15 protein-coding genes and 1 pseudogene are annotated in these 13444 nt (G+C 63.8%); 10 read left to right on the top strand and 6 right to left on the bottom strand.

The window, feature by feature from the left end:
- Positions 1–92: 92 nt before the first annotated feature.
- Complete coding sequence (locus tag V6M49_RS17000) at positions 93–1580, bottom strand: HNH endonuclease signature motif containing protein (RefSeq protein WP_332762228.1); 1488 nt, start codon at positions 1578–1580, stop codon at positions 93–95.
- A 340-nt stretch (positions 1581–1920) separates the two neighbouring features.
- Between V6M49_RS17000 and V6M49_RS16995 the strand changes: the two genes are divergently transcribed.
- Together V6M49_RS16995 and V6M49_RS16990 are read left to right on the top strand one after the other, a co-directional pair.
- Positions 1921–2088 carry a substrate-binding domain-containing protein gene (locus V6M49_RS16995; protein WP_332762226.1) on the top strand — a complete coding sequence of 56 codons (168 nt, stop codon included), beginning with the start codon at positions 1921–1923 and terminating at the stop codon, positions 2086–2088.
- 5 nt (positions 2089–2093) lie between these two features.
- Positions 2094–2249 carry a hypothetical protein gene (locus V6M49_RS16990; protein ID WP_332762225.1) on the top strand — a complete coding sequence of 52 codons (156 nt, stop codon included), beginning with the start codon at positions 2094–2096 and terminating at the stop codon, positions 2247–2249.
- Positions 2250–2288: 39 nt separating this feature from the next.
- Here V6M49_RS16990 and V6M49_RS16985 read toward each other — a convergent pair whose 3' ends face one another.
- Together V6M49_RS16985 and V6M49_RS16980 are read right to left on the bottom strand one after the other, a co-directional pair.
- Positions 2289–2801 (bottom strand): GNAT family N-acetyltransferase, encoded by a 513-nt coding sequence (locus V6M49_RS16985; protein ID WP_332762223.1) that lies wholly within the window; start codon positions 2799–2801, stop codon positions 2289–2291.
- Entirely contained in the window at positions 2798–3238 is a 441-nt protein-coding gene (locus tag V6M49_RS16980) for a GNAT family N-acetyltransferase (protein WP_332762221.1), read from the bottom strand. Before V6M49_RS16980 ends, V6M49_RS16985 begins: the two co-directional genes overlap by 4 nt.
- 30 nt (positions 3239–3268) lie before the next feature.
- On the opposite strand from V6M49_RS16980, the gene V6M49_RS16975 reads away from it, so the two are divergent.
- The 4 genes from V6M49_RS16975 to V6M49_RS16960 all read left to right on the top strand — a co-directional run bounded on the left by V6M49_RS16975 (position 3269) and on the right by V6M49_RS16960 (position 6270).
- Positions 3269–3667 carry a GNAT family N-acetyltransferase gene (locus V6M49_RS16975; protein ID WP_332762220.1) on the top strand — a complete coding sequence of 133 codons (399 nt, stop codon included), beginning with the start codon at positions 3269–3271 and terminating at the stop codon, positions 3665–3667.
- A gap of 110 nt (positions 3668–3777) precedes the next feature.
- Positions 3778–4410, top strand: coding sequence for an NADPH-dependent FMN reductase (locus V6M49_RS16970; protein WP_332762218.1), 633 nt, complete (start codon positions 3778–3780; stop codon positions 4408–4410).
- A gap of 130 nt (positions 4411–4540) precedes the next feature.
- Positions 4541–5023, top strand: coding sequence for a hypothetical protein (locus tag V6M49_RS16965; RefSeq protein WP_332762216.1), 483 nt, complete (start codon positions 4541–4543; stop codon positions 5021–5023).
- 140 nt (positions 5024–5163) lie between these two features.
- Positions 5164–6270, top strand: a complete 1107-nt coding sequence (locus V6M49_RS16960; protein WP_141141724.1) for a type I restriction endonuclease — start codon at positions 5164–5166, stop codon at positions 6268–6270.
- A 50-nt stretch (positions 6271–6320) separates the two neighbouring features.
- Here V6M49_RS16960 and V6M49_RS16955 read toward each other — a convergent pair.
- Together V6M49_RS16955 and V6M49_RS16950 are read right to left on the bottom strand one after the other, a co-directional pair.
- Positions 6321–6508, bottom strand: a pseudogene (locus V6M49_RS16955) (peptidase C56); the annotation flags it as partial.
- Between the two features lie 27 nt (positions 6509–6535).
- Positions 6536–7879, bottom strand: coding sequence for a phosphoribosyltransferase family protein (locus V6M49_RS16950; protein WP_332762214.1), 1344 nt, complete (start codon positions 7877–7879; stop codon positions 6536–6538).
- Positions 7880–8143: 264 nt separating this feature from the next.
- On the opposite strand from V6M49_RS16950, the gene V6M49_RS16945 reads away from it, so the two are divergent.
- Complete coding sequence (locus V6M49_RS16945) at positions 8144–9154, top strand: CapA family protein (protein ID WP_332762213.1); 1011 nt, start codon at positions 8144–8146, stop codon at positions 9152–9154.
- A gap of 98 nt (positions 9155–9252) precedes the next feature.
- Here V6M49_RS16945 and V6M49_RS16940 read toward each other — a convergent pair whose 3' ends face one another.
- Positions 9253–10602, bottom strand: coding sequence for an MFS transporter (locus tag V6M49_RS16940; RefSeq protein ID WP_332762211.1), 1350 nt, complete (start codon positions 10600–10602; stop codon positions 9253–9255).
- A 214-nt stretch (positions 10603–10816) separates the two neighbouring features.
- Here V6M49_RS16940 and V6M49_RS16935 point away from each other — a divergent pair, with 214 nt between their 5' ends.
- The 3 genes from V6M49_RS16935 to V6M49_RS16925 all read left to right on the top strand — a co-directional run.
- Positions 10817–11548, top strand: coding sequence for a GntR family transcriptional regulator (locus tag V6M49_RS16935; RefSeq protein ID WP_141141728.1), 732 nt, complete (start codon positions 10817–10819; stop codon positions 11546–11548).
- Between the two features lie 136 nt (positions 11549–11684).
- Positions 11685–13046, top strand: coding sequence for an enolase C-terminal domain-like protein (locus V6M49_RS16930; RefSeq protein WP_332762209.1), 1362 nt, complete (start codon positions 11685–11687; stop codon positions 13044–13046).
- Positions 13043–13444, top strand: a 402-nt coding sequence (locus V6M49_RS16925) for an aldehyde dehydrogenase family protein (protein ID WP_442959755.1), incomplete at its 3' end; no start/stop codon positions are given. The genes V6M49_RS16930 and V6M49_RS16925, both read left to right, overlap by 4 nt.

Below are 13444 nucleotides of genomic sequence, written 5' to 3'. Positions count from 1 at the left end.
GGCGGGGTTGAGATCACCGGCGGCGGAAACCCGGAGGCAGGCTGAGGCCAGCACTGCGCAGGGTGCAGGCGCACGCTGCTCTTAGGCACCCGTCAGGCGGTGGAATGGAGGAACCGTTCCACGCCGTTCTCTCCAAGAGACAGTCCGATGTGAACAAAATCCGGATCGCCGCAACCTTCACGCCGCGCTGGGAGCAGGCGCCCGTTCCTGCTCGCTTCCAGGTTTGGTTCCGGAGGCCAGTGTGGTGGTTCCCAGTCCTGGTGTTCGCTCTTGTAGTGCCGGCCAGTGGGCGATATCCAGCCAGGTGGTTCGTTCTTTGTGGCTGGTGTGGGTTGCCAGGCGCTGGTGTGTCTCAAGCGGTGATGTTTGGGGCAGGGTTGACCCAAATTCGAGACGCCGGTGGTTCCGCCCTTGTCCCAGGCGAGGATGTGGTCTGCTTCGTTGTCCAGTGAATGGTTGGAACATCCAGGGAAGGGGCATTTGCCGTCGCGTAGCCGGAGCCAGTTCCGCATGGCCGTGGTGAGACGGTAGTTGGCGCGGCCGATCTCCAGGGGTGCCCCGTCGCGGGGGTCAACCAGGACCCGGTAGAACGAATCGGCCCCGTTCGCCACGAGGTCCCGGGCCATCGAGGCCGGGATCGGGCCGTAGCCGTCAAGCATCGCCGGTTCCTCGGTGGCGCCGAGCAGGGAAAACACCGGGACCGTCACCATCACGAGGGTCCGGGGCGGCGGAACCTGCCCGGGATCATGTTCTGCGGGGTTCCCGCCGCCGAGGAGGGCGGCGGCGAAGATGTCGGCCCGGAGCTGTGTGAGAGTCAGGGGCTCGTCCGGGCCCTGCAGACCCCGGGCGATCGCGGTGGTCCGGTTCCAGATTGCTGCCGCCTGGTCCGCGGGGAGGTAGGCCGAGAGCCAGGCCATCCCGTCCTGATCCGGGGCGTACTCGACCCGGCGGTCCAGGACGCCTTTGGCGTGCCGCTTCTCGATGCTCTCGGTGTGGTGGCGTTCGCGCCAGGTGCGTGCCCTATGACGGAACCGGGACGCCGGCATTTCCCCTGCGGGACAACCACCGGCCGCGTTCGGCGCATCCGGGTCCAAAAAGTGGGCCTCCAGCGCCGCGGCACCGTCCGGGTCAAGGGTTGCGGCTTCATCCACCATGGCCCGCGCGTGCTGCCACGAAATGGTGCCCTCCTGCAGAGCGGACAGGGTCAGCGGCAAAGCGGTCGTCAGCAGTTGGGACTGGTTCAGCAGCGCACTTGCGGCCCGTTCGCCGATGGTCAGCGCGCACGCGACCTCCGCGGTCACCGCCATCTCCTGCGCCTGCGCTGACGCACACGGCGAAGCGACAGCTTGGGCGGTGTCCGCATACTTCACTGCGGCTAGGGCCTTCAGGGCAGCCATCCGCGCCTCCACTCCCGCGGCGCCGGAGAGGATGTCCAGGCACGTGTCCTCCAGGCCACGCAAAGGATCAGCCTCCGATGACACTTCAGAACCGGACCCGCCAGCCCCGTTCAGTACGGAATTCAGCACAGCAATGGCAGCAATGATGTCCTCATATGCCTTCGCCACCGCCGCGTTTCCCATATCTCCATCATGACAAGGGGGTACGACAATTACGCGACGGGCACAGGCAGCCGGGCAGGACCTGCCCGCGGCGCCCGATCCCTTCCGCGGAATGGCACCTAACGGCAATGCCCGATGCCGGGACTGCTGCTATCTGCCACTTCGAGGCGGCGGAGTCGCGGGGCCTCAAGTGTACGTTCGCCCCAAATGGCCCACCGGTCTGGGATCCCGAGGCTGCGGACCACGTGTTTCGACGGGCTCAACCACCGGAGACCATGTCAGCCGCGCAGGCGCTCTATGCCCGGATCGAAGAGCGTCTCGGCCGTGACGGTCGTTGCGATGCGCTTCCCGTAGGGATGCGATGGCGCAGCTCGTCACATCGGGGCAGCTGCCGCAGGCGATCGTGTGCGCCAACGATGAAATCGCGGTGGGCGTTCTCGCCTACCTCTGGACCAACGGCAACAAGACTCCCGACGACGTCTCTGTCGCCGGCATCGGTGGCACCCGCGGTGGCGCGTGTTCGGACTGACAACCATGACCCTGCCGCTGGTGGAGCTCGGGGGCCTGGCCGCCGGCTACATCGACAACGCCAGCGATTCGCCTCCGGTTCCGGACCCTCCGCGTTTTGATGTGAGCCTGGGCGTCACCACCGCCAAGGCCACGTCGCTGACCGCGGCACCCCGTGCTTGAGCCTTGTCCCGGCGGGCACGGACAGTACCGACTGCCGGTCTAGCCTCCTGGGAGGCGCCTTTTCATGACGATTCGTGGCCAGGCTTCCAAACCATGAGCACGTTCCGATTGCACGATCCGACGTAGACCGCCCGGCCACTCGTGTTCGGGCACCGGCTGGAATCCCAGGCGCGCGTAGTAAGGAGCGTTCCAAGGGACTTCTTCGAAGGTGGTCAGAGTCATTCCATCAAGGCCGAGCGTCACCGCCCATCGGGCCGCTTCGTCGATGAGCTGTCTGCCAAGACCCTGCCGCGCATGAAGCGGGTGGACAGTCACCTGCTCGATATGAGCAAACCGCTCGACCACGTCAACCAATATGTAAGCCACCGCCACGTCACCGGAATCGGTGGCAACCCATGCCCTGCCGTCGCGCTGATAGTTGGCCAGGGCTTCCAAACTGGGCGGCGCGTCATCAGCGACGGCTCCCATCCCAAGGGTTTGGAACGCTTCACCGGCTGCGACTTCGATGTCGCGCATCTCCGGTAGGTCTTCTGCTCTTGCTTCCCTGATCACGTGGTCAGTGGCTTCTTATAGAAAGTGGCAGCGTCCTCATACGCGAGGGCACGATAGAAATCGCCAGCCCGCCGGCTTGCTAACGAAACATAGGCAGCGCCCTGGGATTCCGCCCACGTCTCGACTCTATTCATCAGAGCCTGCCCCACACCTTGCCGGCGTGCTCGCTCGGCGACCATGACCTCCTCGACCCCGGCGACAGGGCCGTTCGCAAGAAACGTGGCGCGGCAATTGGCCAAAAGATAACCGACGACGGATCCGGAACTCTGTTCGGCCACGAGAACGAGTGTGTGGGGCGCCTCCACCAGCGCACGGAACGTTAGCTCGAAAGCTTCCCGCTCTGGCCGGAACGTCGGCGCGAAATCCTGAACCAGATGCCAAACGTCGTCCGCATCGCTGATGGCGGCGAGTCTGATGGTCATGCTGGGGTTGAGCATTTGGCCACACTACCTGCAAGGCTGTTCAGCATGACGATCACCTTTGAATGGCGCGGAGCGGCTAGGAACGAAGAAATCAACCAGCTGCACGCGGAAGGCTTCGAGCATGCCTACGTTGACCACGACTGGACTGGCCGGCTCTCGCGCTTCAGCCTGGGGTGGGTCACAGCGCGCGACGAACAGGGTCTCGTAGGCTTCGTCAACGTGATCTGGGACGGCCAAGCGCACGCGTTCATCGAAGACACGTTGGTTGCACATCGTGCCCGCCGGCAGGGAATCGGGAAAAGACTGCTCGCCGTTGCCACCGGGAAGTCAAAGGAAGCAGGCTGCGAGTGGCTTCATGTTGACTTCGACGATCATCTGAAGAGTTTCTACTTCGACGCATGCGATTTCCGCCCCACCACTGCTGGACTAATCCAACTGCGCTAACCGGGACCGAAAGCCGGCCTTCGTACCGACATTTTCCACTACCACCCTCGCAGCCCTGAGGCCTAAGATGCCCGCCGGAATAGCGACGGGATGCGGAATAGGATTTGTAAATGATTTCCGACAAAGACTTAGCCGAGGATAAAGACAATCTCGGCGCGTCGGCACCTCCAATTTCGGTTCTGGTTATTTCCTGCAGCCTGGACCCCCTAAGCCAGAGCCGATTGCTGGCATTCGATGCAGCCCGGCGCCTGGAAGACCAGGGTGCAAGAGTTGAGCTTGTCGATCTTCAGGAGATGATGCTTCCTGCTTTTGACAATGCACAAGCACATGATCACAGGGGTGTTATCGGGCTGAAGCGGGCAATTGTGCGGGCGGACGCGGTAGTGATAGCTGCCCCGGTCTATAACTGGTCCCTCGGGAGCGCGACGAAGAACATGGTCGAGATTACCGGTGCGACTGGTGAGAACGGCCGGAAGGCTGCATGGTTCGATAAGTTTGTGACCTTCCTTTGTGCCGGGGGCCTGCCACACAGCTATACCGCCTACGCCGGGCTGGCATCGTCGATGACCCTTGACTTCAAGTGCATCATCAACCCATACATGGTGTACGCCACCGACCGTGACACTACTGACGGAGTATTCTCCGAAGGAGTCTCCCAGCGAATGCAGAAAACCCTCGACGTAGCACTGGAACTCGCCGCGGCATTAAGGAACCGAACGTACTCATCGGATTGGGAAATATAGATCCACCCGCCCCTGTGGGAACGTCACACAGGCGCGCGTGGCACCTCCCGCCGTCGTCCGCTTGCCCTTGGCGCCGCTGATCTACGGCCCCGACCAGCCACCGTCGCGCAGCACGTGGAAGTATTCAGGTATGACTATCGATAATGATGATGCCAACCTTCCGGCGCCAACGGACTCACAGGGCACAGACGCCCCGACTGACGTCAGCCGCGGCTGGGACCACATCGGTGCCATCATTGTGGATGCCACGCTCCAGCGCCGCCAGAACTACAACGAAACCGTCAAGCCGCGCGTCGAAGCCCTCGTCGCGGCATGGCCGGATGCCGCCACAACCAGTGGATTCCGCCAGCACCTCGATACAGGGAAGCTCTCGGAAGTCATCGACTGGCCGTCGCCAGGCCGCCTGGCCCAGGTAGAGGACATCACGCAAGTGTTCGAGCGTGAAGGCATCGAAACGGTCGTGGATCTGCGCGATGCGCTCGGTGACCCCGCGAAGGGCGCTCTTCGGGAAGCGCTAGCGGAGGTGCGGCATGTCAGTCCCAAAACGCTGGATTACATTGGCACGCTGAGCGGAATCTCAACCGGTTCAGCCGACGTACCCCAACCCGAGTAGAAGCCGCCTGCCCACCCCGGCGAGCTGACGCCTGCAAACGCGAGGAACACCTTGGTTGGCAAGCGGTTGACTTGATTCCATCGAGTTCCGACATTCCTGCGCTACGGTAAGCATCACCATCAGTTTTTCAAGGGGGAAAAATGGAGTTTGCAGAAAAGCTCTCGGCTTTGGCAGCAAAGGTGCGCCAGCAGCGAGAGGTAATCCAGACCGAAGAGGCAACAAAGAATGCGTTTGTGATGCCCTTCATTTCAACAATCCTTGGCTACGACGTCTTTAATCCAATGGAGGTCGTGCCGGAATTCATCGCGGATGTCGGCCTGAAAAAGGGCGAGAAGATCGACTACGCGATTGTTAAGGACGGCGAAGTCCAGATCCTCATCGAGTGCAAGAAGTCCTCGGAGCCGGTGAAAATCGAGCACGCGTCGCAGCTATTCCGCTATTTCGCCGTGACGAACGCGCGCATAGCGATCCTCACCAATGGCGAGTTGTACCAGTTCTTCACGGACCTCGATGCTCCGAACCGGATGGACGCGAAGCCGTTCCTGGTCCTGGACCTCACGGACATCGATGAGTCCTTGATCCCTGAGCTGCAGAAGCTGTCCAAGGACGTCTTTGACCTCGATTCGATCATCAACGCCGCCGGTGAACTGAAGTACATCGGCGAGTTGAAGCGGACCCTGGCAGCGCAGTTCAAGGAACCGGAGGATGAATGGATCAAGTTCCTCACTGGCCGCGTCTATCCCGGCGCGTACACACAGAAAGTGCGTGAGCAGTTCACGGCGCTGGTGACAAAAGCGTCCAAGCAATTCCTTAACGACCAGGTCAACGAGCGTCTGAAGAAAGCCCTCGGCGCCCCTGGCTTCCCTCAGACTGAGGTCGCGGCCGCAAGTGTCACCAGCGCGCCGGTGGCCGAAGCCGACCTGGCCGACGCCGAAGCCCTCGAGACCACCCTTGAGGAGATCGAGGGCTACCAGATCGTCCGCGCCATCGTCTGCAGCGAGGTCAAGCCGGCCCGCGTTGTCCAGCGCGATGCCAAGTCCTACTTCGCGGTGCTGCTGGACGACAACAACCGCAAACCGATCGCGCGCCTGCACTTCAACCGGACGCAGAAGTATATCGGGATCTTCGATGACAACAGGGAAGAAACCCGTGTCCCGATTTCCTCCCTCGAGGAGATCTACGAGCACACCGAGGCCCTGCGCGCCAGCGTCAAGAGCTACCTGAGCGCGTCGCCCTCAAGCAACTAAGGGGAATCGCACAGCGTCGGACGACGGCGGGGCCTCCTTGAGTTCTAGCGGTCGATGTGAAAGGTCTCGCCCTTCTCGGTTCCCTTGTAACCCTGAAGCGTTCCGCTTCTGGGGGCCACGAGGGTAGGTTCTCCGCCGGCATCCTTGACGGCGTTCTTGGGCTCGTCGGCTCCACTTGTTCCACGCCGTCGGTCAGCAGGAAAGCAACCTTCTTGCCTGCAATATTGTGCCCAGACATGTGTCCTCCTCTTGCTTGAGCGAGCGATCAGGCGGGGACACTGCCCTCGGCTGCCCGCCCACCGTGGCCTGGCAGCAGGTACTGCACAAACCAATCCCTGGCCAGAATCGCCGCCTCCTCCAGAGTCCCAGGTTCTTCGAACAGGTGGGAGGCTCCCTGGACGAGCTCCAGCCGGTTGGGGCAGCGCATCAGGGCTTTCGCCCGGCGGTTGAGTTCGAGGACCCTGTGATCCGCACTGCCGACAATCAGGAGCGTCGGGGCGCGGACAAGGGCCAGCCTCTCGCCGGCCAGGTCCGGACGGCCTCCCCTTGAGACGACGGCACCGATCCGTGCGCCCTGTTCGGCCGCAGCCCACAAGGCTGCCCCGGCTCCGGTACTCGCGCCGAAGAATCCCACGCTGCATGACGCCGTGTCCGGCCTGCTGGCAAGCCAGTTCGTTGCCGAGGTCAGCCGGAGCGCAAGCAGTTCGATGTTGAACACGTTCGCCCGGTCGAGCTCTTCCCCGGGGCCGAGCAGGTCAAGCAGCAAGGTGCCCAGCCCTGCTCGCTGGAGCGTCGAGGCTACGAACCGGTTACGCGGGCTGTGGCGGCCGCTGCCGCTGCCGTGGGCGAACACCACCACTCCGGCAGCCGGCACGGGAAGGTGCATGTGTCCTTGGAGCCGCACCCCATCCGATTGGATCTGCACGTCTACATCGAGGCCAGGGTTTCCGGCCGCCGAACGCGCACGTTCCAGACGCTCAGCAGCAGCGTCGAGCAGCCACACGACTTCGTCGTCGCTCGTCGGCGAGAAGCTGCGGTAGTAGTAGCCGACAGCTGTGAGTTGCCAGGGCGTGGCAAGGCACACCACCTCGTCCGGCTCCGTCAGGGTGGCGAGGGTATCGGCAGGGGCCACAGGAACGGCCAGGATCACTCTCGCAGCCCCCAGCTTTCGCGCGATGCTGCATGCCACCCGGGCAGTTAACCCGGTAGCGATCCCATCATCGACGACGACGGCGATGCGGCCGTGCAGATCCATGCGGGTCCGGCCTGCCCGGAATCGTGCCACCCGGGCATCGAGCAGAGCCCGTTCCTGTCTTTCGACGGCCCGCAGTTCTTCCTGCTTGACCTTCATGAATGAGACGGCATGCTTGTCGAGCGCGTAGGTGCCGTCTTCCCCGATGGCTCCCATCGCGAGTTCGGGCTGAACCGGTACTCCAAGCTTGCGCACGATGATCACATCCAGCGGCGCGTCAAGGGCCGCCGCAACCTCGAACGCTACCGGAACGCCGCCCCGAGGCAGTCCCAGGACAACTGCGTCCTGGGCACGCAGATACGCCAGACGCAGCCCCAGCTGCCGCCCTGCATCAGCCCTGTCCGCAAAAATGCCCATCGCCGCGACGTTCCCATCAGGACAGCGGCCGCAGGCCCCGTCCAAACCAGCAAACAGTATGGAATGAACGACGACGGCCGCCTGCTCCAACTATCTCTCAAGAATCGGGACCAAGCGAGAGTTTTTTGCGGTACAACGAACGTCCGACGACGAGCGTCCTGCCATCGGCCGCAGCACCACCATTGGGATTGAACACCGAACTGGCACCAGACCACGAAGCGGTCCATCCTGATAGAAAAGGCCCTGCCAACGTGGAGGTGGAGCATGCGGATCGCACTGCTGGGGGACGTCATGCTCGGACGGCTGGTGAACGAGCAGCTGAAAGTGGCCGATCCCGCCTATCCCTGGGGCGATACCCGCCCAGTCCTCGGGCAGGCGGACATCAGGTTCGCCAACCTCGAATGTGTCCTGGCGGACGGCGGAACACCTGTGGCGGGCAAAGCGTTCCGCTTCCGCTCGGACGTCAAGAACGTGGAGAGTCTGACGTCCGCGGCGATCGATGTGGTGTCGCTGGCCAACAACCATGTGCTGGATTACGGGATTGACGCGCTTCGGGAGATGTTGCCGGCGCTCGATCGGCACGGGATCCTCAGGGCCGGGGCTGGGATGGACGCTGAAGCTGCCCGGCAGCCGGCAGTCCGGCTGGTGGGTCCAACTGCGGTCGGCTTCATTGCCTTTACCGACAACGAACCGGGCTGGGAGGCGACCACCCGGTCTCCCGGGATCCATTACGTGCCCGTGGACGCCGGTGACCAGCGGGTGACGGATTTGCTGGAACTGGTCCGGCGGACGAAGGGCCGCGTCCAGCTGCTGATCGTTTCGGCACACTGGGGCCCCAACTGGGGGGCCGCTGTCCCGGCCGCGCATCAGAGCCTGGCGCGGGCGCTGATAAATGCCGGGGCCGACGTCGTGTTCGGGCATTCGGCCCACATTTTCCGCGGCGTCGAGATCTACAGGGACCGGCCCATTATCTATAGCGCCGGCGACTTCGTGGATGACTACGCAGTGGACCCAGCAGAACGCAACGATCAGTCATTCATCTTCCTGTTGGAAGCCCGCGAAAGCGCACCGCTCAAGCTACGCCTGTATCCGACGACAATCACCGATTTCCAGACCCGGCTGGCACGTCGGAGCGCGCGGAAAATTGCCGAGCGGATGCAGCGGCTGAGCGAGCAGCTCGGCACGCGGAGCGTCTGGATCGAGGGCGAGAACGTGCTGGAAATCCCGATCGACTCGATCCGAGAAGGCTCAACGGGCGCGAGGACATGGAGGTAGATGCACTATAAGAAGCCGCAGCACCGTCGAGCGGACGACGGCGGGACCTCCCGCCGTCGTCCGCTCGGTGGTTGAGCTTGTCGAAACCTGCCGCTCGCCTACGCCGCGGCGGAGGCGGGAACCTTCAGCGGCTCCACCTTGCCCAGGACGAACAGGTAGTTCGCCGCACCGGCTAGGGACACCAATCCGATGACCGCGAGCGGTGCCACATAGGATCCCGTCTGGTCCACCAGGACACCGATCAGGACCGGCGTGAAGATGCCTGCCAGGTTGGAGGCGAAGTTCTGGAGCCCGCCGATGGATCCGACGTGGCGGGAGCTCGGGGCAACGTCCGCGGGGAGCGACCAGATGCCGGTGGCGGCGACGGTGAGGCTGGAGTATGCCACCGACAGGAGGGCAAGTGCCATCCATGCCTCGGGGACCACGGCGGCGAACATGATGATCGAACCGCCGATCAGACCGCCGGCGATGGCGGTCTTGCGGACCCGTGTGACCGAGACCCCGCGCTGGACGGCCCGGTCGGCAACGTAGCCGGCCAGCCAGCCGAAGGCCACCGCGCAGATGCCCGGGATGGCACCGAAGAGGCCGAGCTTGAGCAGGTCGAAGCCGCGTTCCTTCACGAGGTAGCTCGGGAAGAACGTGATGAAGAAATAGATGGCGCTGTTCAGGCAGAAGAAGCCGAACATCATGCTGAGAATGGTGCGGTATTTGAAGAGTGAGCGCCAGGGGAGCTTCGCTGCATCGGCGTCGTCGTTCGCTGCGCTCCTGGCACCGCCTCCCCGGATGTAGGCCCGCTCCTCGTCATTGGCCGTCGGGTGATCCTCGGGGCTGCGGTAGACCTTCCACCACACAACAGCCCAGATCAGGCCGGCCACACCGATGATGATGAAGACCGCGTGCCAGGACGTGAAGGCGACGATCAACGTGACGATCGGCAGCGCGATGACCGCACCCACCCGGGAGCCGGAATCCCAGATGCTGGTGGCAAAGGCCCGTTCGCGGACCGGGAACCAGGTGGCCACGACCTTGGCGGCGGTGCTGGGGGCCGGACTTTCACCGACACCGAGCAGGAACCGCGCGGCGAACAGCGACCAGAAATTCTGCGCAAAGGCGGTGACCATGGTGAACACGGACCACCAAACCGCTGCCAGGGTGAAGGACTTCCGCGGCCCAACCTTGTCCACGTACCACCCGGCAGCCAGCTGGCAGAAGTCATACGCCCAGAAGAAGGCGGCGAAAATGAGGCCTTGCTGGGTTGCCGAGAGCTCAAAATCCTTACCCATAAACGGCAGGGCAACGCTGAGGCTGGAGCGGTCAAGGTAGTTAATGCTGAGCCCCACGAACGCGAGCCAGATGATCACCCAGCGCTTGCGGGTCATGGTGCGGGGAGCCTTGGAGGAAAGATCGGGGGAAGAATTGGGGGCGAGCCTGCTGCCTAGGACAGTCATACCGTCTCCTTTGACGTAAACGTGGCTTTCGGGTGCCTGGACACCGGGGAGGGCGCCGAGGATTCCGGCGCAATATCATGTAGGAATCGGAATAATCATATAGTTAATGTGATCCAGAGCAACTTCTGGACGAAAATACCCCACCCCACCCGCTCCCACCCGTGGAATATGATTCCCACAGCGACTCCACCAACCAGCACAAAGAGGTAACCGCGTGCCCACACGTCAATCATCCGATGCATCCAAAGGCAAGGCAGCCGTCAGTGACGTCTACGCCGCCATGCGGGCCTCCATCCTCAAGGGCGAAATTGCACCCGGCGCACGGATCAATATTGATGCGGTCTCCCGCAGCCTGGGCGTCTCACAGACCCCTGTCCGCGAAGTTCTGCAACGGCTGGAGGGCGACAACCTGGTGGTCTACAGTCCCGGCCGAGGATACAGCACCACACCCCTGCTGGACCTGCCCGCGCTGCGATCGCTTTTCGAGTTCCGGCTGCTGGTGGAACCGTGGGCCGCGCGGTCCGCGGCCGTGGACCGCCTCGCCAACCCTGCCGCGGCCCTGGAGAAGGAACTGTCGGCCATCCGCACTTCCATGAAGACCACCAGCGGCGACGCCCGGCAGGACCTCGTGGCCCATGACACGCGCTTCCATGACACCATCCTGCTGGCGGCGGGGAACCCGGTAGTCCAGCACGCCTTCGCCCAGACCCACTGCCACCTGCACACCTTCCGCCTCTACCCGGCAGACATCGACGGCGCCATCACCATCGCCGAGCACGCCACCGTGCGGGAGGCCATCGCCGCATGCCTGCCCGACCGCGCCGAGGAGGCCATGGCCGAGCACATCAGGAACTCCTTCGCCCGGTTCGCCAAGGCCTTCGAAGGCAAGGCGGACCTCTCGCCACTGGAGAGCGACGGGCCACCAAAAAGGCATATCGTCACCTGAAATCGAAGCTCCGGCCTGCTGGCCGGGGCTTCTTTTTTCTCCGGCACTTGATCTGGATCGCCATTCCTATATGATTATGAGAATTCATATAGGAATCGTGTCCACGAAGTGAATTGACCAGAGAGAGAAGAAACCCATGACCTCCATCATTTCCATCCACACCCAAGACGTGCGGTTCCCCACGTCCCTGGAGCTCGACGGTTCCGACGCGGTCAACGTTGACCCGGACTACTCCGCCGCGTACGTCGTCATCCGCACCGACGCGGGCGACGAAGGCCACGGCTTTGTTTTCACCTGCGGCCGCGGCAACGAAATCCTCACGCACGCCATTGACGCCTACGCCGGCCTGCTCCTCGGCCGGGACATCGATGAACTGATCTACGACCTCGGTGGCGCGTCGAAGCGGCTCATCCACGATTCCCAGCTGCGCTGGCTCGGCCCCGAGAAGGGTGTCACGCAGATGGCTGCCGGCGCCCTCGTCAGCGCACTCTGGGACATCCGCGCACGGCGCGAGAACAAGCCGCTGTGGCTCCTGCTCAGCGAGATGCCCGCCGAAGAAATCGTCGACGTCGTTGATTTCACCCACATCCGCGACGCGCTGAGCCCCCAGCAGGCGCTGGACATCCTGCGCGCCGGCGAAGACGGCAAGGCCGCCCGGATCGCCGCCCTGAAGGTGGACGGCTACCCCGCCTACACCACCTCGCCGGGCTGGCTGGGCTACAGCGACGAGAAGCTCGTCCGCCTGAGCAAGGAAGCCGCCGCGGACGGCTTCTCCATGATCAAGCTGAAGGTGGGCGGCGACATCAATGACGACCGCCGCCGCATGGCGCTGGCCCGAAAGGCCGTGGGCGACCTCCCGATCGCCATCGACGCCAACCAGCGGTGGGAAGTCTCCGAGGCCATCGAGTGGGTCAACCAGCTCTCCGAGTTCAACCCGTACTGGATCGAAGAACCCACCAGCACGGACGACATCCTGGGCCACGCGGAGATCCGGAAGGGCGTTGCCCCTGTCCGCGTTGCCACCGGCGAGGCCGTCGCCAGCCGCATCGTGTTCAAGCAGCTGCTCCAGGCCGGTTCCATCGACGTCCTCCAGCTGGACTCCACCCGCGTGGGCGGCGTCAACGAGAACATCGCCAACCTCCTGCTCGCTGCCCGCTTCAACGTACCGGTCTGCCCGCACGCCGGCGGCGTGGGGCTGTGCGAACTCGTCCAGCACTTCTCCTTCTTCGACTACGCGGCCATCACCGGCAGCCAGGACGGCCGGATGATCGAGTACGTTGACCACCTGCACGAGCACTTCGCCGAGCCGGTCCGGATCGTCAACGGCCGCTACGCCGCCCCGGAACTCCCGGGCACCGGCGCCGAAATGCTCAGCGCCTCGCGGGCCCGCTGGGAGTTCCCCGCCGGGGCCGGATGGCTCGAAGTGGGCGACCGCGCCGCGGTGACAGGCGCCTCGGTGACAGGCGCCTCCGTGACCGGAGCCGGTGCGCGCCGATGACAACCACGGTCCATGACCTCAACGCGAGTGTCGACGCCGCCCACGCCGCCTTCGAAAAGGGCCGTGCTGCGGATCCCGGCACCCGGGCATCCTGGCTGGAGGCGATAGCAGCCGCGCTGGACAACGACGCCGATGCGCTGGTGGAAATCGCCGCTAAGGAAACCCACCTGGGCGAGCCGCGGCTCCGGGGCGAGCTCAAGCGCACGGTCTTCCAACTCAGGCTCTTCGCCACGGAGGTCCGCGACGGCGAGCACTTCGACGCCACCATCGATCACGTGGACGCGGACTGGGGCATGGGCCCGCGGCCGGATCTGCGCCGGCTCAACGTGCCCATCGGCGTCGTGGGCGTCTTCGGGGCCTCCAACTTCCCCTTCGCCTTCAGCGTGATGGGCGGCGAC

This window comes from Pseudarthrobacter sp., assembly GCF_036675385.1.
Taxonomy (GTDB): domain Bacteria; phylum Actinomycetota; class Actinomycetes; order Actinomycetales; family Micrococcaceae; genus Arthrobacter.
This window is presented reverse-complemented; position numbering and strand designations above follow the sequence as displayed.

Bases quoted from the DNA above. Each gene is read 5' to 3' on its own strand.
- V6M49_RS17000 (WP_332762228.1), bottom strand. From the start codon at position 1,580: ATGGGAAACGCGGCGGTGGCGAAGGCATATGAGGACATCATTGCTGCC.
- V6M49_RS16995 (WP_332762226.1), top strand. From the start codon at position 1,921: ATGGCGCAGCTCGTCACATCGGGGCAGCTGCCGCAGGCGATCGTGTGC.
- V6M49_RS16990 (WP_332762225.1), top strand. From the start codon at position 2,094: ATGACCCTGCCGCTGGTGGAGCTCGGGGGCCTGGCCGCCGGCTACATC.
- V6M49_RS16980 (WP_332762221.1), bottom strand. From the start codon at position 3,238: ATGCTCAACCCCAGCATGACCATCAGACTCGCCGCCATCAGCGATGCG.
- V6M49_RS16975 (WP_332762220.1), top strand. From the start codon at position 3,269: ATGACGATCACCTTTGAATGGCGCGGAGCGGCTAGGAACGAAGAAATC.
- V6M49_RS16970 (WP_332762218.1), top strand. From the start codon at position 3,778: ATGATTTCCGACAAAGACTTAGCCGAGGATAAAGACAATCTCGGCGCG.
- V6M49_RS16965 (WP_332762216.1), top strand. From the start codon at position 4,541: ATGACTATCGATAATGATGATGCCAACCTTCCGGCGCCAACGGACTCA.
- V6M49_RS16960 (WP_141141724.1), top strand. From the start codon at position 5,164: ATGGAGTTTGCAGAAAAGCTCTCGGCTTTGGCAGCAAAGGTGCGCCAG.
- V6M49_RS16950 (WP_332762214.1), bottom strand. From the start codon at position 7,879: ATGGGCATTTTTGCGGACAGGGCTGATGCAGGGCGGCAGCTGGGGCTG.
- V6M49_RS16945 (WP_332762213.1), top strand. From the start codon at position 8,144: ATGCGGATCGCACTGCTGGGGGACGTCATGCTCGGACGGCTGGTGAAC.
- V6M49_RS16940 (WP_332762211.1), bottom strand. From the start codon at position 10,602: ATGACTGTCCTAGGCAGCAGGCTCGCCCCCAATTCTTCCCCCGATCTT.
- V6M49_RS16930 (WP_332762209.1), top strand. From the start codon at position 11,685: ATGACCTCCATCATTTCCATCCACACCCAAGACGTGCGGTTCCCCACG.